Annotated in this window: 15 protein-coding genes and 2 pseudogenes; 15 read left to right on the forward strand and 2 right to left on the reverse strand. The window is 64.7% G+C overall.

The window, feature by feature from the left end:
• Nucleotide 1: 1 nt before the first annotated feature.
• The 8 genes and pseudogenes from asnB (at nucleotide 2) to ACQVLG_RS15185 (ending at nucleotide 10,221) form a co-directional block, all read left to right on the forward strand.
• Entirely contained in the window at nucleotides 2-1,870 is a 1,869-nt protein-coding gene (gene asnB / locus ACQVLG_RS15150) for an asparagine synthase (glutamine-hydrolyzing) (RefSeq protein WP_474295420.1), read from the forward strand.
• 7 nt (nucleotides 1,871-1,877) lie between these two features.
• Nucleotides 1,878-3,893, forward strand: a complete 2,016-nt coding sequence (locus ACQVLG_RS15155) for a heparinase II/III family protein (RefSeq protein WP_474295421.1) — start codon at nucleotides 1,878-1,880, stop codon at nucleotides 3,891-3,893.
• Nucleotides 3,890-4,180 (forward strand): hypothetical protein, encoded by a 291-nt coding sequence (locus ACQVLG_RS15160; protein ID WP_474295423.1) that lies wholly within the window; start codon nucleotides 3,890-3,892, stop codon nucleotides 4,178-4,180. Before ACQVLG_RS15155 ends, ACQVLG_RS15160 begins: the two co-directional genes overlap by 4 nt.
• Complete coding sequence (locus ACQVLG_RS15165) at nucleotides 4,099-5,202, forward strand: nucleotide sugar dehydrogenase (RefSeq protein ID WP_474295424.1); 1,104 nt, start codon at nucleotides 4,099-4,101, stop codon at nucleotides 5,200-5,202. The genes ACQVLG_RS15160 and ACQVLG_RS15165 overlap by 82 nt, the downstream gene beginning before the upstream one ends.
• Entirely contained in the window at nucleotides 5,183-6,445 is a 1,263-nt protein-coding gene (locus ACQVLG_RS15170; RefSeq protein WP_474295426.1) for a glycosyltransferase family 4 protein, read from the forward strand. The genes ACQVLG_RS15165 and ACQVLG_RS15170 overlap by 20 nt, the downstream gene beginning before the upstream one ends.
• A gap of 33 nt (nucleotides 6,446-6,478) precedes the next feature.
• A pseudogene (locus ACQVLG_RS15175) lies at nucleotides 6,479-7,634 on the forward strand (nucleotidyltransferase family protein).
• A 20-nt stretch (nucleotides 7,635-7,654) separates the two neighbouring features.
• Nucleotides 7,655-9,109: a mannose-1-phosphate guanylyltransferase/mannose-6-phosphate isomerase gene (locus tag ACQVLG_RS15180; protein ID WP_474295428.1), complete on the forward strand. Its 1,455-nt coding sequence runs from the start codon at nucleotides 7,655-7,657 to the stop codon at nucleotides 9,107-9,109.
• A gap of 62 nt (nucleotides 9,110-9,171) precedes the next feature.
• Nucleotides 9,172-10,221 carry a TIGR03790 family protein gene (locus ACQVLG_RS15185; RefSeq protein WP_474295430.1) on the forward strand — a complete coding sequence of 350 codons (1,050 nt, stop codon included), beginning with the start codon at nucleotides 9,172-9,174 and terminating at the stop codon, nucleotides 10,219-10,221.
• Nucleotides 10,222-10,226: 5 nt separating this feature from the next.
• Here ACQVLG_RS15185 and ACQVLG_RS15190 read toward each other — a convergent pair whose 3' ends face one another.
• Nucleotides 10,227-11,000 (reverse strand): PEP-CTERM sorting domain-containing protein, encoded by a 774-nt coding sequence (locus ACQVLG_RS15190; RefSeq protein WP_474295432.1) that lies wholly within the window; start codon nucleotides 10,998-11,000, stop codon nucleotides 10,227-10,229.
• Between the two features lie 416 nt (nucleotides 11,001-11,416).
• Here ACQVLG_RS15190 and ACQVLG_RS15195 point away from each other — a divergent pair, with 416 nt between their 5' ends.
• Genes ACQVLG_RS15195 through ACQVLG_RS15210 form a run of 4 tightly spaced genes read left to right on the forward strand, consistent with a single transcriptional unit; the run spans nucleotide 11,417 to nucleotide 15,075 of the window.
• Complete coding sequence (locus tag ACQVLG_RS15195; RefSeq protein ID WP_474295433.1) at nucleotides 11,417-11,692, forward strand: lamin tail domain-containing protein; 276 nt, start codon at nucleotides 11,417-11,419, stop codon at nucleotides 11,690-11,692.
• A complete protein-coding gene (locus ACQVLG_RS15200) occupies nucleotides 11,689-13,173 on the forward strand; it encodes a hypothetical protein (protein WP_474295435.1) in 1,485 nt (494 codons plus the stop codon). Before ACQVLG_RS15195 ends, ACQVLG_RS15200 begins: the two co-directional genes overlap by 4 nt.
• Entirely contained in the window at nucleotides 13,131-14,435 is a 1,305-nt protein-coding gene (locus ACQVLG_RS15205) for an ExeM/NucH family extracellular endonuclease (protein ID WP_474295656.1), read from the forward strand. The genes ACQVLG_RS15200 and ACQVLG_RS15205 overlap by 43 nt, the downstream gene beginning before the upstream one ends.
• Nucleotides 14,436-14,445: 10 nt before the next feature.
• Nucleotides 14,446-15,075 (forward strand): NF038129 family PEP-CTERM protein, encoded by a 630-nt coding sequence (locus ACQVLG_RS15210; protein WP_230538403.1) that lies wholly within the window; start codon nucleotides 14,446-14,448, stop codon nucleotides 15,073-15,075.
• Between the two features lie 40 nt (nucleotides 15,076-15,115).
• Here ACQVLG_RS15210 and ACQVLG_RS15215 read toward each other — a convergent pair whose 3' ends face one another.
• Nucleotides 15,116-15,469 carry a protease inhibitor I9 family protein gene (locus ACQVLG_RS15215; RefSeq protein ID WP_474295437.1) on the reverse strand — a complete coding sequence of 118 codons (354 nt, stop codon included), beginning with the start codon at nucleotides 15,467-15,469 and terminating at the stop codon, nucleotides 15,116-15,118.
• A gap of 314 nt (nucleotides 15,470-15,783) precedes the next feature.
• On the opposite strand from ACQVLG_RS15215, the gene gspG reads away from it, so the two are divergent.
• The 3 genes and pseudogenes from gspG to ACQVLG_RS15230 all read left to right on the forward strand — a co-directional run bounded on the left by gspG (nucleotide 15,784) and on the right by ACQVLG_RS15230 (nucleotide 19,161).
• Entirely contained in the window at nucleotides 15,784-16,227 is a 444-nt protein-coding gene (gene gspG / locus ACQVLG_RS15220) for a type II secretion system major pseudopilin GspG (protein WP_034782166.1), read from the forward strand.
• Between the two features lie 35 nt (nucleotides 16,228-16,262).
• Entirely contained in the window at nucleotides 16,263-17,468 is a 1,206-nt protein-coding gene (locus ACQVLG_RS15225; protein WP_474295439.1) for a type II secretion system F family protein, read from the forward strand.
• Nucleotides 17,468-19,161: pseudogene (locus tag ACQVLG_RS15230) on the forward strand (GspE/PulE family protein). The gene ACQVLG_RS15225 and the pseudogene ACQVLG_RS15230 overlap by 1 nt, the downstream one beginning before the upstream one ends.
• Nucleotides 19,162-19,165: the final 4 nt, after the last annotated feature.

Raw genomic sequence — 19,165 nt, forward strand, 5'->3', positions numbered from 1 at the left:
TATGTGCGGTATTGCCGGTTTGATCTTCCCTTCGTCCGTCGCCGGCTTGCCTGCCGCGCTCGACGCCATGGGGCGCGCCATCGCCCACCGCGGCCCCGATGACACGGGCGTGCTGCAGGCGGCGACGGCCGACGGCGCCTGGCAGGTGGGTTTGCTGCACCGCCGCCTGTCCATCATCGATATCGCCACGGGCCACCAGCCGCTGGGCAATGCGGCGGGCGACGTGCAGATCATCTTCAATGGCGAAATCTACAATTTCCAGCCCCTGCGCGACGAACTGATCACGCTGGGCCACCATTTCCGCACGGCATCGGACACGGAAACCATCGTGCATGCCTACGTGCAATGGGGCGAGGAGTGCGTGCAGCATTTCCGCGGCATGTTTGCGTTTGCCATCTGGGATGCGCGCAAGAATTGCCTGTTCATGGCGCGCGACCCGTTCGGCAAGAAACCGCTGTTCCTGTGGCAACACGAGGGAAAACTGGCCTTCGGCTCGGAAATCAAGGCCCTGCTGGCCTTGCCCGACGTGGCGCCGCAAGCGGACCAGGCCGCCATCTGGGATTATTTCGCCTACCGCTACGTGCCGGGCCCGGCCACCTTGTTCCAGGGCATCCGCAAGCTGGCGCCCGGCTCCACGGCCACGTGGGAAAACGGCGTGCTGCGCGAGCGCGTGTACTACACGCCGCCCGACAGCCGGCCCCGTGCGGCGGCCCCGCTGCCGGCCGACCCCGTCGCCACTTTCCTCGCCAAGCTCGATGAATCGGTGCGCATCCGCATGATTTCCGACGTGCCCTTCGGCGCCTTCCTGTCCGGCGGCATCGATTCGTCGGCCGTGGTGGCGCTGATGTCGCGCCATGCGGGCGTGCCCGTGAAAACCTTTTCCGTCGGCTTCAAGGAGGGCGGCTTCAGCGAACTGGCGTATGCGGCCGATATCGCCCGGCAATTTTCTACGGAACACCATGAGCTGGAAGTGTCCGTCGACCAGGTCATCGCCTTGCTGCCCGACCTCGTGCGCTTCCGCGACGCCCCCGTGGCCGAGCCGTCCGACATTCCCATCTACCTGCTGGCGAAAGAGTCGCGCAAGACGGTCAAGATGGTGCTGACGGGCGAAGGCTCCGATGAAATCCTCGGCGGCTACCCGAAACACGTGTACGAACGCTATGCGGGCAACTACCAGATGCTGCCGGGCCTGCTGCGCCACGGCCTGATCGAGCCGGCTATCGGCGCCTTGCCATATCGTTTCCGCCGCGCCAAGACGGCCATCGTCAACCTGGGCCTGGAGGCGTTCGACGAGCGCATGCCGCGCTGGTTCGGCATGATGTCCGACCAGGAGCGGGCGCGCCTGGTGGCCATGCCGCCGCCGGTGCGCCAGCGCGACCCCTCGCTGGGCTGCGGCAGCGCGGACAACAGCGCCTTGCGCCGCATCCTGTGCTTCGACCAGCTGAGCTGGCTGCCCGACAATCTGCTGGAGCGGGGTGACCGCATGACCATGGCCGCGTCGCTGGAAGCGCGCATGCCCTTCATGGACCACGAACTGGCGGCGTATGTGTCGAGCCTGCCGGACGAGTACCGCGTGCGCGGCCGCACCACCAAGTGGATCTTGCGCGAAGCCATGAAACAGTTGTTGCCGGAAAATATTCTGGCGCGCCCGAAAGTGGGTTTCCGCGTGCCCGTCAACGAATGGTTCCGCGGCCCCATGAAGGATTACCTGTACGAACACCTGACGGGCGCCGAGTCGCGCACGCGCCACTACTACCATGCGGCGGCGCTGCAGCAGGTGCTGGCTGAACACGTTGCAGGGCGGCAAAACCACGAGAAGCTGCTGTGGAGCTTGCTCACCCTGGAAATCTGGCAGCGCCAGTATCTGTGAGATGCCCATGCTGAGCAATTTGTCCTGGAAACTGAACCGCTTGCGCGCCATGGGGGCGCCCGAGGTAGCGCACCGCGTGCGTGATGCCGTGCAGCAGCGGCTGCAGGCGCGCGGCTACGGCCTGGCGCACGTGCCGCCGCCCGCCGCCCGCCAGCGTTTCGGCGCGCCATGGCTGGGTCTGCCCATCGATGCGGCGCCGCACCTGGCGGCCGCCGAACGCCTGCTGGCGGGTCGTTTCGACGTGTTCGCCCTGCGCGATGCGGACCTGGGTTTCCCGCCGCAATGGAACCGCGATCCGAAGACGGGCACCGTGGTGCCGCTGGGCTTCGGCAAGACGCTCAATTACCGCGATGAAGCGGTGGTGGGCGACATCAAATGCCTGTGGGAACCGAACCGCCACCTGGCCGTGGCCGACCTGGCGATGGCCTACCACCTGGGCGGCGACCTGCGCCATGCGCGCGGGGCGCAAGCGTTGCTCGAATCGTGGTGGCAGCAGTGTCCGTATCCGCTGGGGCCGAACTGGAGCAGCGCGCTGGAGCTGGCCCTGCGCCTGGTCAGCTGGTCGCATGCGTGGCACTTGCTTGGCGGCATCAACAGCCCCTTGTTTGCGGGAGCGCAAGGGCAAGCCTTTTTGCAGCGCTGGCTTGACAGCATCTACCAGCATTGCCACTTCATCGCGGGCCACTTGTCGCGTCACTCGTCGGCCAACAACCACCTGTTTGGCGAATTGACGGGCTTGCATATCGCCGCGCTCACATGGCCTTGCTGGCCGGAAAGTGCCGGCTGGCTGGCGCAGACGGAACGCGAGCTGGAAGCGCAGGCGCTGCTGCAGAACGGCCCGGACGGCGTGAACCGCGAGCAAGCTATTTATTACCAGCACACGGTGGCCGATGAAATGCTGCTGTGCGTGCTGGCGGGCCGCGCGAATGGCCGTCCCCGCTCGGCCGCCTTTTTGCGGCGCCTGGAAGCCATGCTGGACTTTCTCGCCGCCATGACGAACGTGGCGGGCGACGTGCCGATGATCGGCGACGCCGACGACGCGCTGCTGGCGCACTGGGACAAGACACCGGGCGCCAATCCCTATGCCTCGCTGCTGGCCAGCGGCGCGGCCCTGTTCGGCCGCGCCGACTTCAAGGCCAAGGCGCGCACTTTCGATGAGAAAAGCGCCTGGCTGCTGGGCGAGGCGGGCGCGCAGGCTTTCGATGCCTTGCCGGACGCCGCGCCGGCAACCTTGCCGCGCGCCTTCCCCGATGGCGGCTATTACGTGATGGGCGCGCGTTTCGATACGGCATCCGAAGTGCGCCTGATTGCCGACGCCGGCCCGCTGGGCTACCTGGGCATTGCCGCGCATGGCCACGCCGATGCGCTGGCGCTGACCTTGTCTGTGGCGGGCCAGGCGGTGCTGGTCGACCCGGGCACCTACGCCTACCACACGCACAAGCAGTGGCGCGATTACTTCCGCGGCACCAGCGCGCACAATACCGTGCGCATCGATGGCCGCGACCAGTCCGAGTCGGGCGGCAACTTCCTGTGGCTGCGCAAGGCCGGCGCGCAGTGTCTGGCCTGGCGTGACGATGCCGATGGGCAATTCTGGAGCGCCAGCCATGACGGCTATATGGGCTTGAAAGATGCCGTGCTGCACCGGCGCGACGTGCGCGTGGCGCCCGGCGCCGCGCTGATCGTGGTCGACGACGTGCTTGCATGCCAGGGCGCGCATGCAGTGGAGCTGTTCTGGCACTTTGACCCCCGCTGCCGCGTGCGGCTCGATGGCCGGGTGCTGCGCGTGGCGGGCGATGATTTCTCGCTGGAAATGCATCTGCCGTCCTTGCCGGATGCCACAGTGCAACTGGTATGCGGCAGCGATGAGCCGCCGCTGGGCTGGATTTCGCGCCGCTTCGATGAAAAACAGGCTGCGCCTGTACTGGTCTGGCGCGCGCAAGTGCAAGGCGCGGCCACCTTGCGCACGGAGTTTCACCTGAGTTTGGCTACCCCTGATCTGTCAGAAAATACGAGGAAAACATGAAAATTAGCATATTTGGTTTGGGTTATGTGGGTGCCGTCTCGGCTGGTTGCCTGGCAACGGATGGACACGAAGTGATCGGCGTCGATCCGAACAGGACCAAGGTGGAGCTGATCAACCAGGGCACCACGCCCATCATCGAAAAAGACATCGGCGAGATGATTGCCGCCACCGTCAAAAGCGGCCATTTGCGCGCCACACCTTCGACGTGCGCGACGCCGTCTTCGGCTCGGACATGTCGCTCATCTGCGTGGGCACGCCGTCGCAGCTCAATGGCAACCTGGACCTGAGCCACGTGCGCAAGGTGTGCCAGGAAATCGGCGCCGCCATCCGCGAAAAAGACAGCTTCCACGTCGTCGTGGCGCGCTCGACCATGCTGCCCGGCTCCATGCGCGCGCTGGTGATCCCGACCCTGGAAGCGGCCTCGGGCAAGGTGGCCGGCGTCGACTTTGGCGTCTGCAACAACCCGGAATTCCTGCGCGAAGGCACGGCCGTCTACGATTACTACAATCCGCCGAAGACGGTGATCGGCGAATCCGATGAAAAGGCGGGCGCCTTGCTGGTGCAGCTGTACGAAAAAATGGACGCGCCGCTGGTGCGCACGGACGTGGAAACGGCCGAAATGGTGAAATACACGGACAACACCTGGCACGCCGTCAAGGTGGCGTTCGCCAATGAAATCGGCAATATCTGCAAGGCCGTCGGCATCGATGGCCACACGGTGATGGAGATCTTCTGCCAGGACACCAAGCTGAATTTGTCGCCGTACTACATGAAGCCGGGCTTTGCCTTCGGCGGCTCGTGCCTGCCGAAGGACGTGCGCGCGCTGACCTACAAGGCGCGCAGCCTGGATCTCGATTTGCCCTTGCTTAACTCTATCCTGCCATCGAACCAGAAGCAAGTGGAAAAGGGCATCAAGATGATCGTCGACAAGGGCGCGCGCAAGGTGGGCATCCTGGGCTTCTCGTTCAAGGCCGGCACGGACGACTTGCGCGAGTCGCCGCTGGTCGATGTCATCGAGTATTTGCTGGGCAAGGGCTACGAGCTGAAGCTGTACGACAAGAACGTCAACCTGGCCGCCCTGACGGGCGCCAACCAGGATTACATCCTGAACATGATCCCGCACATTTCCAAGTTGATGGTGGACAACATGCAGGACGTGCTCGATTTTGCCGACACCATCGTCATCGGCAACGGCGCGGCCGAATTCAAGACCGTGCCCGCCAGCCTGCGGCCGCACCAGCAGATCGTCGACCTGGTGCGCATCAGCAAGGAACAAAGTGGAGAGCAATATGACGGCATCTGCTGGTAACACCGTGGCTGGCCAGCCAAGGCGCGTGCTGATCCTGGTGGAAAACCTGCCGTCGCCGTTCGACCGGCGCGTGTGGCAGGAAGCGACCACCCTGCATGCGAATGGCTACGAAGTGTCGATCATCTGCCCGACGGGCAAGGGCTACGAGTCGCGCTACGAAGCCATCGACGGCATCCATATCTACCGCTACAACCTGCCGCTGGAAGCGGAAGGGGCCAAGGGCTACCTGGTGGAATACTCGCTGGCGCTGTTCCATACTTTCCGTCTGGCATGGAAAGTGCATTTTGCGCGCGGCTTCGACGTGATTCACGCCTGCAATCCGCCCGATTTGCTGTTCCTCATCGGCGGCTTCTTCAAGTTGACGATGGGCAAGCGTTTCCTGTTCGACCACCACGACATCAATCCGGAGCTGTACGAAGCCAAGTTCGGCCGCCGCGATTTCTTTTACAAGCTGATGGTGCTGTTCGAGCGCTGGTCGTTCCAGAGCGCCGACGTGTCGATCGCCACCAACGAGTCGTACAAGAAGATTGCCATCGAGCGGGGCGGCATGGACCCGAACGACGTCTACGTGGTGCGCAGCGGACCCAAGCTGGACCGCCTGCGCGTGCTGCCGCCCGTGCCGGAACTCAAGAAGGGCCGCGCCTACCTGGTCGGCTATGTGGGTGTGATGGGTGCGCAGGAAGGCATCGACCTGCTGCTGCAGGCGGCGCAATACATCGTGCAAACCCTGAAGCGCGAGGATGTGCAGTTCGGCCTGGTGGGCGGCGGCACGTCGCTGGAACAGATGAAGCAGATGGCGCACGACCTGGGCATCGCCGATTACGTGACGTTTACGGGGCGCGTGCCGGACCAGCAGCTGCTGGAAATGCTCAACACGTCCGATGTGTGCGTGAATCCGGACGTGGCCAACGACATGAACGACAAGTCGACCATGAACAAGATCATGGAATACATGGCGCTGGGCAAACCGATCGTGCAGTTTGATCTGGTCGAGGGCAAGGTTTCCGCGCAGCAGGCATCCTTGTATGCATTGAAGAACGACCCTGTCGACATGGCGCGCAAGATCGTCGAATTGCTGGACGACCCCGCCCGCCGCGAACAGATGGGGGCGTTTGGCCGCCACCGCGTGATCAACGAGCTGGAGTGGGAATATGAAGCGCCCAAGCTGCTGGCCGCGTATGCGCGCCTGTTTCCCGCCGCCGCGCCCGCCGCTCCCGTGACCTTGAGCAAGGATGGCCGCTGAAGTGCACTCAATCCTGATGGAGTATGTCCGACGATGAAAGCAATGATATTGGCCGCAGGCAAGGGCACGCGCGTGCAGCCCCTGACCTACGATTTGCCCAAGCCGATGATTCCCATCCTGGGCAAACCCGTGATGGCTTATGGTGGTGGAACACCTGGCGCAGCATGGCGTGACCGATATCATGGTCAATGTCAGCTACCTGCATGAAAAGATCGAGGAGTATTTCGGCGAAGGCCACCAGTTCGGCGTGCGCATCGGCTATTCCTTCGAAGGCTATACGAACGACGCGGGCGAGGTCGTGCCGCAGCCGCTGGGCTCGGCCGGCGGCATGAAGAAGATCCAGGAGTTCGGCGGCTTTTTCGACGACACGACGATCGTGCTGTGCGGCGACGCCTTGATCGACCTGGACCTGGAAGCGGCCGTGCGCGAGCATCGCAGCAAGGGCGCGCTGGCGACCGTCATCACCCTGGAAGTGCCGTGGGACAAGGTGTCGAGCTATGGCGTGGTGGTCAGCGATGCGGACGGGCGCATCCGCGCCTTTCAGGAAAAGCCGGCGCAGGCCGATGCGTTGTCCAATTGCGTCAGCACCGGCATCTATATTTTCGAGCCGGCCGTGCTGGACCTGATTCCCGCCGGCCAGCCCTTCGATATCGGCTCGGAACTGTTTCCCCTGCTGGTAGAGCGGGGCTTGCCCTTCCATGCGCAAAAGTGCCAGTACAACTGGATCGATATCGGCAGCATCAAGGATTACTGGGAAGTGCTGCAAAGTGTGTTGATGGGAAAAGTTGCCAATTTACATGTTCCTGGCACCCGCATCGCCGATGGCGTGTGGGCCGGCCTGAACACCAGCATCGACTGGAGCGGCGGCACGCGCATCGAGGGGCCCGTCTACATCGGCTCGGGCTGCCGCATCGAAGCGGGCACGACCATCATCGGGCCGGCCTGGATCGGCCACGGCAGCCATGTCTGCGGCGGCGCCGAAGTGGTGCGCAGCGTGCTGTTCGAGTACACGCGCGTGCTGCCTGGCGTGTTGCTTGATGAAATGATCGTCTTCAAGGATTATAGTGTCGACCGTGCCGGCCAGATGCGCCACGTTTCCGAGTATGAGAACGATGCGTGGGGCAATGCGCGCGACCGGCGCAGCCTGCGCCGCGCGGAAACGCCGCCGGCCCTGTATGCTGCCCAATAAACTGTTTTTGAAATGAAACCATGAAAATTTACCCAGTCATCCTGTCCGGCGGTTCGGGCACCCGCTTATGGCCGCTGTCGCGCGCCGTGTTGCCCAAGCAACTGTTGCCGCTGGTAACGGACAAGACCATGCTGCAGGAAACGGCGCTGCGCGTGACGAGCCTGCCGAACCGCCGTGCCGGCGATAGCGGACTGGCCGCCTTCGACGTCATGCCGCCGCTGGTGGTGTGCGGCAATGAGCACCGCTTCATGGTGGCCGAGCAATTGCGCGAGATCGGCTTGCCGCCGCTGGGCATCCTGCTCGAACCCGTCGGGCGCAACACGGCGCCGGCCGTGGCCGTGGCCGCGCAATACCTGCTGGCCATCGACCCGCAGGCGCTGATGCTGGTCTTGCCGGCCGACCACGTCATCACCGACGTGGCCGCGTTTCACCAGGCTATCGCCGAAGCGGCATCGCTGGCAGCCGACGGCGCGCTGGCCACCTTCGGCATCGTGCCGACGGCGCCGGAAACGGGCTATGGCTACATCCGCAGCGGCGCGCCCGTGCATCCGGGCGCCGTGGGCTGCAAGGTCGAGCGTTTCGTGGAAAAGCCGGACCTGGCCACGGCACAGTCGTTCCTTGCCGCCGGTAATTATTTCTGGAACAGCGGCATGTTCCTGTTCCGCGCCGAACGCTATCTGGGCGAGCTGGGGCAATTCCAGCCCGCCATGCTGGCCGCCTGCGAAGCGGCCGTGCGCGACGGTTACCGCGACCTCGATTTCTGCCGCCTGGAAGAAAAGGCCTTCTCCGCCTGCCCGTCCGATTCGATCGACTATGCCGTCATGGAGCATACGGCGCATGCGGTGGTGCTGCCGGCCGCCATCGGCTGGAGCGACGTCGGTTCCTGGTCGGCCCTGTGGGAAGTGCAGCCGGGCGACGCCAACGGCAACGTGGTGCGCGGCGACGTGTATCTCGATGGCGTGAGCAATTGCCTGGTGCGTGCCGAGCGCCGCATGGTGGCCGTGCTGGGCGTGCAGGACCTGGTCGTGGTGGAAACGGACGATGCCGTATTGATCGCGCACAAGGACCAGGTGCAGCGCGTGAAACAGGTGGTCGACCACCTGAAGCAGGCGGGACGCAGCGAACACGTGCAGCACCGCAAGGTGTACCGCCCGTGGGGCAGTTATGAAGGCATCGATATCGGCGAGCGCTTCCAGGTCAAGCGCATCACCGTCAATCCGGGCGGCAAGCTGTCGCTGCAGATGCACCATCACCGCGCCGAGCACTGGGTGGTGGTCAGCGGCACGGCGCAAGTCACGTGCGGCGAGAAGGTGACCTTGCTGACGGAAAATGAATCGACGTACATTCCCATCGGCATGACGCACCGGCTGGAAAACCCGGGCAAGCTGCCCTTGCACCTGATCGAAGTGCAGTCGGGCAGCTACCTGGGCGAAGACGATATCGTGCGCCTGGAGGATGTCTACCAGCGCGCCTGATGGCGCCATACTCGGCAGGCAGCCGCGCCCCTGGCCGCCTGCCTCCGATTTCCCCCTTACCGGTGCACCGACCCTTGCGCAACTTCCTTTGTCTTTCGCTGGCGCTGGCCGCCGGCGCTGCCCATGCCGACCCTGCCGCAGCCGTGGCCCCGCCCGGATTGCAGGCCTCGCAGCTGGCCATCGTCGTCAACGACGCCGAGCCCAACAGTATCGAGGTGGGCGAGTACTACCGCAAGGCGCACGGCATTCCGGCCGCGAACGTGGCGCACGTCAATATTCCCAACCGCCCCCGCAAGCTCAGCATCGACCAGTTCACGCAGCTGAAAGAGCGCATCAATGCGCAGCTGAAACCTGACATCCAGGCCGTGCTGATGGTGTGGAGCGCGCCGTATGCCGTCGAATGCAACGCCATCACTGCCGCATTCACACTCGGCTATGACGGGGATCAATGCGCGAAGACGTGCGATCCGGGCAAGCCCAGCGCATATTTCAACAGCGAGGTGGCGCAGCCCTACACGCAGCTGGGCTTGCGCTTGTCGATGCTGCTGCCCATCGATTTCGTGGAAGAGGCCAAGGCCGTGGTGGACCGCGGTGCCGTCAGCGGCTTTTCCGTGCCGGCCGCCAGCGCGTATTACCTGAGCACCAGCGACGCGGCGCGCAACAGCCGCGCCGCTTTCTTTCCGCCCGCCGGCGTGGTGCGCCAGCGCAAGCTGACCATCAGGCACCTCAAGGCGGACAGCCTGGAAGGGGCGCAAGACATCATGGTGTACCAGACGGGGCTGGCCAAGGTGGCCAAGCTGGAGACCCTGCACTTCCTGCCCGGCGCCCTGGCCGACCACCTGACCTCGTTTGGCGGCGACTTGCAGGGCAGTAGCCAGATGAGCAGCCAGCGCTGGCTGGAGGCGGGCGCGACGGCCAGCTATGGCACCGTCAGCGAACCGTGCAGTTATTGGCAGAAGTTTCCCAATCCGACCGTGCTGCTGCTGCGCCGCTACCTGTCCGGCAGCACGGCGCTGGAAGCGTACTGGGGCAGCGTATTGTGGCGGCCCAGGGCCTGTTCCTCGGCGACCCGCTGGCGGCCCCGTATGCGGGCTTGCGGCGTTGAAGCCTGATTCTTTCAGGCAATAAAAAAGGCCCTTGCGGGCCTTTTCTCATGCTGCGGCGTTATTTGCTCTTTGCGGCGGCGCGCCAGGGCGACGAGGCCCAGTCCGGCCAGCAGCATGGCATAGGTTTCCGGTTCCGGCACGGCGGGAATGTCCGGCGTCACGGGGATGATGCTGCCGCCCGTGAAGCCGCCACCCGAGCCGCCGCCGCCGACACCGTTACTGCCTGTAGGCAAGCCTTCGCCCAGCGACGACGAAACGATCAGTGGCGCCTGGGTGTCGCCGCTGCGGCCCTGATTATACGAACGGCCCGGGCCGCGGTATCCGGCTGCGTCGTCGAAGGGACGGTTTGCTTCGGAGGCGACGAAGTCGCGCGTGGCAAAACGGAAGTCGCGGTCGTTGCTGACGAGCGCCTTGCGCGGTTCGCCGGTGCTGGCATCGGCAGGCAACTGGCGCGTGGCCAGGCGGTGATTATTCTCGGCCGATGACGCGTTGCGGAATTCCTGATCGGACACGCCGCCGTCAAATTCCGGCGTCTTGTTCGTGCCGTCGTTGGTGCGCGTGCCGGCGCCGATGAAGCCGTTGGACAGGCTGCAGGCGCTGTAGGTGCCGTCCAGGTTGGCATCTTTCGTATTGCCGTTCGCCGACTGCGTGCTGGCCTGGCAATTCTTTTCATTTTTTTGCGCAGGCGCGGCCGTTTGCGCCTGTACGCTGGCACCGAACAGCATCAGTGCTGCGGCCAGCAGCAAGGGACGGGAAGAGGCTGGCGTGAAGATTGGTGTTGGCATGATCGATCTCTCAAAAAGCATGGAAGGGTGCGCCGTTCGACGCGTGTATCCACATGCGAATGTTGCCGCTCCCGTCCAGGCTACGTTGCGAGCAAGGTGGGGAGTGCGTTTCAAGGTCAGGCATGGATGGGGCCTGCACTACTGGGTCTGGTGTTGCCGTTCAATTTCTTATCAGGAATTAAACTTATTTGTTTGAATTATATCATATTGTGCAGCCGAGTACGCATCAAGCTTGCTTTGTAAAGCATGGCGTTGCTGAAAGGATACTGCCGGCATGCGGTCGCCAGCCTGGATCGCTGTCAGGCATGACTCCGTTCAACTTAATGAAATGTCATCAAATCGTCATGCGCCCGGTTTAGTATGCAAATTCGTATGCAAATCATAAGTTCGTTGTCATTTTACTGACCAGGAAAACCATGACTTCCCACCTTGCCGCCGTGTCCTTCTCGCCCTTGTCCCTGCGTAAACCGTTGCGCCTGACGGTCATGGCCGCCGTGCTGGCCAGCCTGTCCCTGCCCGCCCTGGCCGCCTCCGACGTCGTCATCAGCCAGGTGTATGGAGGCGGCGGCAACACGGGGGCCGTGTACCGCAACGATTTCATTGAGCTGTTCAACCGTGGCGCCAGTCCCGTCAACCTGGGCAACTGGAGCGTGCAATACGCGCGTCCGCCGCCGGTACGAGCTGGTCCGTGACGGCCTTGCCGGCTATCGATTTGCAAGCCGGCCAGTATTTGCTGGTCCAGCAAGCCAGGGGCACGGGCGGCACGCAAGACTTGCCCGCACCGGACGCCACGGGCAGCCTGGCCATGTCGGGCACGGCGGGCAAGGTGCTGTTGAGTAATAGCAAGACGGCGCAAACGGGCACCAGCCCCACGGGCGCCGCCGTCATCGACCTCGTCGGCTTCGGCACGGCCAACGGCTTTGAAGGCGCCGCGGCGCCCGCGCCTTCGAATACCTTGTCCATCCTGCGCGCAAACGGCGGCTGCGGCGACACGGATGACAACAGCGCGGATTTTGCCACCGGAAGCGTGACGCCGCGCAATACGGCTTCGCCGCTGCATGCGTGCGGCGGCCCCGTCGTGCACCAGATCATTGCCAGCTGCCCCGCCAGCCTGGCCTTGGCCGTGGGCAATGGCGGCAGCGCCGTGCTGCGCGCGTCCGACGTGGATGGCGTCGTGAATGCGGCCAGCCTGGCGTCGCCGGCCGTGGCCGGCATCAGCCTGGCCCATTTCAGCGCGGCCGGCGTGGCGGGCGACAGCGCCACGGTGAGCCTGCTGGTGGCCGCGGGCGTGCCGGTGGGCAATTATCCCGTCATCGTGAATTTCAGCAACGACCAGCAGCAAAGCGCCAGCTGCAAGGTCGACGTCGCCGTGCAAGGCCTGGCCGCCGTCAGCCACACGATCCCGCAGATCCAGGGCAGCGGCGCGGCCAGCCCCTACGCCAATGCCGTGCAGACGACCGAGGGCGTGGTGACGTTGAAAGTGGGCACGGGCTTCTTCATGCAGGACGCGGCCGGCGATGGCGACCCGTCGACGTCGGACGGCATTTTTGTCTACACGGGCAGCACGGCCACCACCGTGCAGCCGGGCGAGCTGGTGCGCGTGACGGGCACGGTGGTCGAATACACGCCCACGGGCGCGAAAAATTCCTATACGGAATTGAAGGATGTGACGGCCATCCTCACGCAAAGCGCGGGCCACGGCATCGTGCCGGCGAATGTGATGCTGCCGAACGACAAGCTGACCGCCGTGGAAGGCATGCTGGTGCGCTTCACGCAACCGTTGACCGTGTCGCAAAACGCCTACCTGGGCGCGCGCGGCGAACTGACCCTGTCGGCGGGCCGGCGCGAGGTGCCGACCAACCGCTATCCGGCGGGATCGAACGAGGCACAAAGTTTGATCGCGGCCAATGCGAACAACCTGATCGTGCTCGATGATGGCATATTCGTCACACCGCCGACGATACCGTACATCGGCCAGGATGGCACCGTGCGCAGCGGCGACACGGTGGCCGACCTGACGGGCGTGGTGGACTTCGGTGCCATCGGCGGTGGCGGCGCCGCATATAAACTGCAGCCGACGCGCAGACGCCGCAATTCTCGCGCGACAACCCGCGCACGGGCAGCCCGGAACTGCCATCAGGCAACGTCAAGGTGGCCAGCGCCAACGTGCTGAATTTCTTTACGACTTTTACCAATGGCAATAACGTGTTTGGCCAGACGGGGCAGGGCTGCACCGTGGGGTCATCGACCAGCAAGAGCAATTGCCGCGGCGCCGATAACCTGGCCGAGTTCGAGCGCCAGCGCGACAAGATCGTGGCCGAACTGAAAGCCATCGATGCGGACGTGGTGGGTTTGATGGAAATCCAGAACAATGGCGAAACGGCCGTCACCTATCTGGTCGAGCAGCTGAACGCGGCCATCGGCGGCGTCACCTATGCCGTGGTGCCGAAGCCGGCCGCCACGGGCACGGACGCCATCCGCGTGGCGATGATCTACAAGCCAGGCAAACTGGGCCTGGTGGGCGGCGCCTTGTCGGATGCCAGCGCCATCAACAACCGTCCACCCATGGCGCAGACCTTCCGTGCCGTCAATGGCGAGAAATTCTCGCTGATCGTCAATCACCTGAAATCGAAGGGCAGCTGCCCGGCAAGCGGGCCAGATGCGGACAACAACGATAGCCAGAGCTGCTGGAACGCCACCCGCGTGCAGCAGGCCCAGCGCCTGGTGGGCAGCTTCGTGCCACAGGTGGCGGCCGCCGCCGGCGACGCGGACGTGCTGGTCATCGGCGACCTCAATTCCTATGGCGCGGAAGACCCGATCCAGCTCATCACGGGCGCCGGTTTCGTCAATGAGCTTGAGCGCTTCGTGCGGCCGTCCGGCATGCCGTACTCCTACGTATTCGGCGGCCAGAGCGGCTACCTCGACCATGCCCTGGCCAGCGCCTCGCTGAGCCCGCAAGTGGCCGGTGTTGCCGAATGGCATGTGAATGCGGACGAGCCGGAAGTGATCGACTACAACATCGATGCGGCCAAGCCGCAAGACCTGTACAACGCCTTGCCCTACCGCGCCTCGGACCACGACCCCGTCGTCATCAGCCTGGACTTGCAGCCCGCCTACCGCGACATCACGGCCGGCGTGGCGCAAGCCAGCTCGGGCCTCACGTTCAACCGCGCGACGCAACAATACACGGGCACGTTCTCGTTCACCAACACGGGCAGCAGCGCATTGAGCGGCCCGTTCCAGGTGGTGTTCGGCGGCTTGCCGGCCGGCGTCAGCCTGAGCAACGCCACGGGCAACCATGCGGGCGCCGCCTATGTCACCGTCAACGGGGCCAGCCTGGCGCCGGGCGCGACGGCCTCGTTTGGCGTCAGCTTCACCAATCCGTCGAAAGCGACGATCCATTATTCCGCCAGCATCTACGCCGGCAACTTCTGAGGACACCATCATGCTGACAACGAAACTCAATCCGGCCCTGCGCCGCGCCGTGCTGGCCGCCGTGCTGGCCGCCAGTTCCAGCGTGGCGCTGGCGGACCCGCTAGCCTACCGCGTGGAAATCGACACGAGCCAGTTCTCGGGCGCCGGTTTCCTCGACTTCGCCTTTATCGCCGGCAACAGTCCCGCGCCCGGCGCCAGCGCCGTGCTCAGCAATTTCTCGGGCGCGTTCGGCGCGCTGGCGTCGCAGGAAGGCAATGTCAGCGGCAGCGTGCCCGGCACCTTGACCTTCGGCAATAGCGGTGCCTACAACGACTGGTTTCACAACGTGACCCTGGGCGGCAAGTTCGGTTTCAACGTCGTCTTCGGCGGCGACTTCCTGACCACGCCCGGCAACGCGGGCACGACGTTTGGCGTGGGCTTGCTCGACTATACCGGCATGGCTTACCTGGGCAATGCGAATGGCAACCTTGTGCAATTCGAACTGACGCCGCTCAATGGCAGCTTGCCCGGCAGCATTACCGGCAGCAGCTACGCCAGCATGGCGACGATCTCGGCCGTGCCGGAAGCGTCGGAATGGATGATGCTGACGGGCGGCCTGGCGCTGATCGGTCTGGCCCTGCGCCGCCGCCAGAGCGTGTGAGCCTTTCGGCGCGGCGCGCGCCGGTGCGTGTTGCGCGGGCTTAAGATTGCGGGGCGGTTCCGGTGCCGCGGTGCGTGCCGCCGTCGTTGACATGCTCTTCGCTATCGGGCGAGACGCGCGCGACGAGGGGGCTGGCGCGCAGGCGCTTGACCTCGGCCGGGGTGAGCAGGGCGGCAAAGCCGTCCAGCGCGTTCGTGTAGCGGTATTGCACTGTGGCGTCAGGCACCAGCGCCAGTACGGCGCGCCGCCGCTCTGCGCGCCGGGCCGCATCGCCATCCGCCTGCGGTGCGGCTGTCAATTGCACAATGTAGGCCTGGCGCGGGGGCGCGGCCGGAGCGGCCGGCAGGATACAGGCGCTGGCCAGGATGGCAACACTCAGGCGGAAGGCTGGCATGGAGGCTCCTCGGTGCGTGGTGGCGGCACGGCCGCCCACGCGCCGATTGTACCCGCGCCACGGGGCGGGGCAGGCGGCGCGCGATTTGCGCTAGTGCAAACGTGATGGTTTCCCTGGTATTTTGTTGTTTTCAGTACAAATAAAAGATTGTATTAAGCATAAGCGGCATGGTAGCCTGCTAAGCAATCCTCAGGAAATCACAATAATTTATTGGGGCTTACTTAGGCATCAGGCAGGCGCGCGCCGCCTGTGCGCAGCCACCAGCGGCGCACATGGCGGCAATGTATTGAAGGTAGGCAAGAAGGAGTTACCGGATGCATGCAGCACACAGGCAGAACCTTGCGGCAACGCGCCATGCGCGCGGCTTTACCTTGCTCGAATTGCTGGTCGTCATCGTGATCATCGGCTTGCTGGCGGCCTATGTCGGTCCCAAATACTTTGCCCAGCTGGGCAAATCGGAAGTGACGGTGGCCAAGGCGCAGATCGAGGCGTTTGAAAAATCGCTCGACACCTACCGCCTTGACGTGGGGCGCTATCCGACCACGGAAGAAGGCCTGGCCGCGCTGCTGGCCGCGCCGCCCGCCGCCGGCACGCGCTGGAATGGCCCCTACCTGAAAAAAGCCGTGCCTCTCGACCCGTGGGGCCATGCCTATCAATACCGCGCACCGGGCAGCAAGGGCGAGTATGACATCGTCTCGATGGGCAAGGATGGCCAGCCGGGCGGCAGCGGCGAGAATGCCGACATCAGCTCGCAATAGGGCCAGCGCCACGCCTCCCTCACGGACACGCCATCATGCAGTTTGAAGTGCGCGCGCTTTCCACGGACCAGGCCATCGCTACCTTGCACACGTGCGTGATCGACGGCCGCGACGAGGCCGACGCGCGCCGCCAGGCCGAGGCGCGCGGCTTGTTCGTCAGCGCCATCCGTCCCTTGCGGGCCACGCCGTTCAGTGCGGCCGGGCGCCAGCGCGCGCGGGCCCTGCCGCTGCTGCTGTTCAGCCAGGAATTGCTGGCGCTGCTGCAAGCGGGCCTGGGCATCGTCGAGGCGCTGGAAGCCTTGCTGGAAAAGGAAGCGTCGCCAGCCACGCGCAGCGTGCTCACGCGCCTGCTGGAAGGCTTGCGCGAAGGCAAGCGCTTTTCCGCCGTGCTGGCAGAGCAAGCCCAACTGTTCCCCCCTTTGTATATCGGCATCGTCAAGGCGGCCGAAGGCACGAGCGACTTGCCGCGTGCCTTGTCGCGCTACATCGACTACCAGCAGCGCATCGATACGGTGCGCAGTAAAATCGTCAGCGCCGCCATCTATCCCACTATTTTGCTGGCCGTGGGCGGCGGCGTCAGCGCCTTCCTGATCAGCTATGTGGTGCCCCGTTTTGCCGAGGTCTACCAGGGCGCCGGGCGCAATCTGCCGTGGATGTCGCAAGTCATGCTCAGCTGGGGCCAGTTCGTCACGCAGCATGGCGTGCTGCTGTTGCTCGGGCTGCTGATCACCGGCAGCGTCGTGTTCACTGCCGTGCGGCGCGTGCTGCGCCATGGCGGCGTGGCGCGCCTGCTGGCGAAGTTGCCCGGCATCGGCGAGCGCGTGCGCATCTATGAACTGTCGCGTTTGTACCTGACCCTGGGCATGCTGGCCGAAGGGGGCATCACCATCGTGCAAGCGATATCCACCGTGCAGGCGATGGTCTCGCCGGGCATGCAGGCTTCCCTGCAGGGCGCGCGCGGTGCCATCGAGGCGGGCCAGCCCCTGTCATCCGCGTTTGAGCAATATCAGCTGACCACGCCGATCTCGCTGCGCATGCTGCGCGTGGGCGAGCGCACGGGTGACATGGGCCCCATGCTGACGCAGTCGGCAGCCTTTTATGATGGCGAAATCAGCCGCTGGATCGACCGTTTTACGCGCACCTTCGAACCCTTGCTGATGGCCGCCATCGGCCTGGTCGTGGGCGCCATCGTGATCCTGCTGTACATGCCCATCTTTGACCTGGCCGGCGACATTTCATGATGCAGAGCGCAGCCGAATCCACCGTGGCCATCGACCCTGCGCTGCTGCAGCGCGCGCGCCTCCTGAGCCGGCAATCGAAGCGCAGCCTGGTCGAGCAATTGCAGCAATTGAGCGCATCGACGCGCGCGCCGTGGTGCGCGCACTGGCGCGCCCCTTCGGCCTGGGCGTGCTGGAAACGGCGGACATGCTGGCGTTGTCTCCCGCCTTCGACCGGCTGCCCCTGTCGCAGGCGCTGGCGCGCCACTGCGTGCTGCTGCGCGCCGCCGATGGCCAGCTGGCGGGCGTGATCGCCGACCCTTTTGATCTGGATCTGCAAACCTGGCTCGGGGCGCGCGCCGGGCAGGGCGCCTTGAACGTGCATCTGGCGCTGCAGGCCGATATCGATGCCTATCTGTCGAAGCAGGAAGAATCGGCGCGCGCCGTCGACAGCCTGCTGCCCGGCGCCGCCACGGACGCGCGGCGCGACGGCAAGACGGCGGCCGTGCTGTCGTTCGCCAGCGTGTCGGAAGCGGCCAGCCCCGCCGTCAAGCTGGTCAACTCGACTTTATATGACGCCCTGAAGGCGGGTGCCTCGGACATCCACCTGGAAAGCACGGCCGGCGGCCTGGCCGTCAAGTACCGCGTCGACGGCGTGCTCGATCACGCCACGGCCGTCAACGGCATCGAAGTGGCCGAGCACATCATCTCGCGCCTGAAGGTGCTGGCCGAACTCGATATCGCCGAGCGCCGCGTGCCGCAGGACGGCAGCTTCCGCGTGGAGTCGGGCGGGCGCGAAATCGATTTGCGCGTCTCCATCATGCCCAGCATCCATGGCGAGGATGCCGTCATCCGCATCCTCGACAAGCGCGCCATGATCGAGGCCTACGGCGCGCTGACCCTGGAAGCGCTGGGTTTTGACGCGCCCTCGCTCGAAGCCCTGCGCGCGCTGGCGCAGGAAGCCTACGGCATGCTGCTCGTCACCGGCCCCACGGGCTCGGGCAAGACGACCACCCTGTACGCGGCGCTGACGGAAATCCACAACGGGCGCGAAAAGATCATCACCATCGAAGACCCCGTCGAATACCAGCTGCCCGGCATCTTGCAGATACCCGTGAATGAAAAGAAGGGGCTGACCTTCGCCAAGGGCTTGCGCTCCATCCTGCGCCACGACCCCGACAAAATCATGGTGGGCGAGATCCGCGACCGCGAGACGGCGGAAATCGCCGTGCAGTCGGCCCTCACGGGCCATCTGGTGCTCACCACCGTGCACGCGAATAATGTCTTCGACGTATTCGGCCGTTTTACCCACATGGGCATCGACCCGTATGCGTTTGTTTCGGCCCTGAACGGCATCTGGGCGCAGCGCCTGATCCGCACCAACTGTCCCCATTGCGCGGTGGAGTACACGCCGGACGACGCAGAGCTGGCCAGCGTGGGCCTGGCGCGTGCCGACGTTGATGCATATCAATTCAAGCAGGGCAAGGGTTGCGGCGATTGCCGCGGCACGGGCTACAAGGGGCGCCGCTCGATCGCCGAAATCCTCGTGCTGACCGATGAAATCCGCGAACTCATCGTCGATAAAAAACCGATCCGCCAGATCAAGGCGGCCGCGTATGCGAACGGCACGCGCAGCCTGCGCCTGGCGGCGCTGGAACTGGTCAAGCGGGGCGCCACCACCATCACGGAAATCAAGAGGGTCACCCTGCATGCGTAGAGGT

It is taken from the genome of Janthinobacterium sp. TPC_1, from assembly GCF_056037845.1.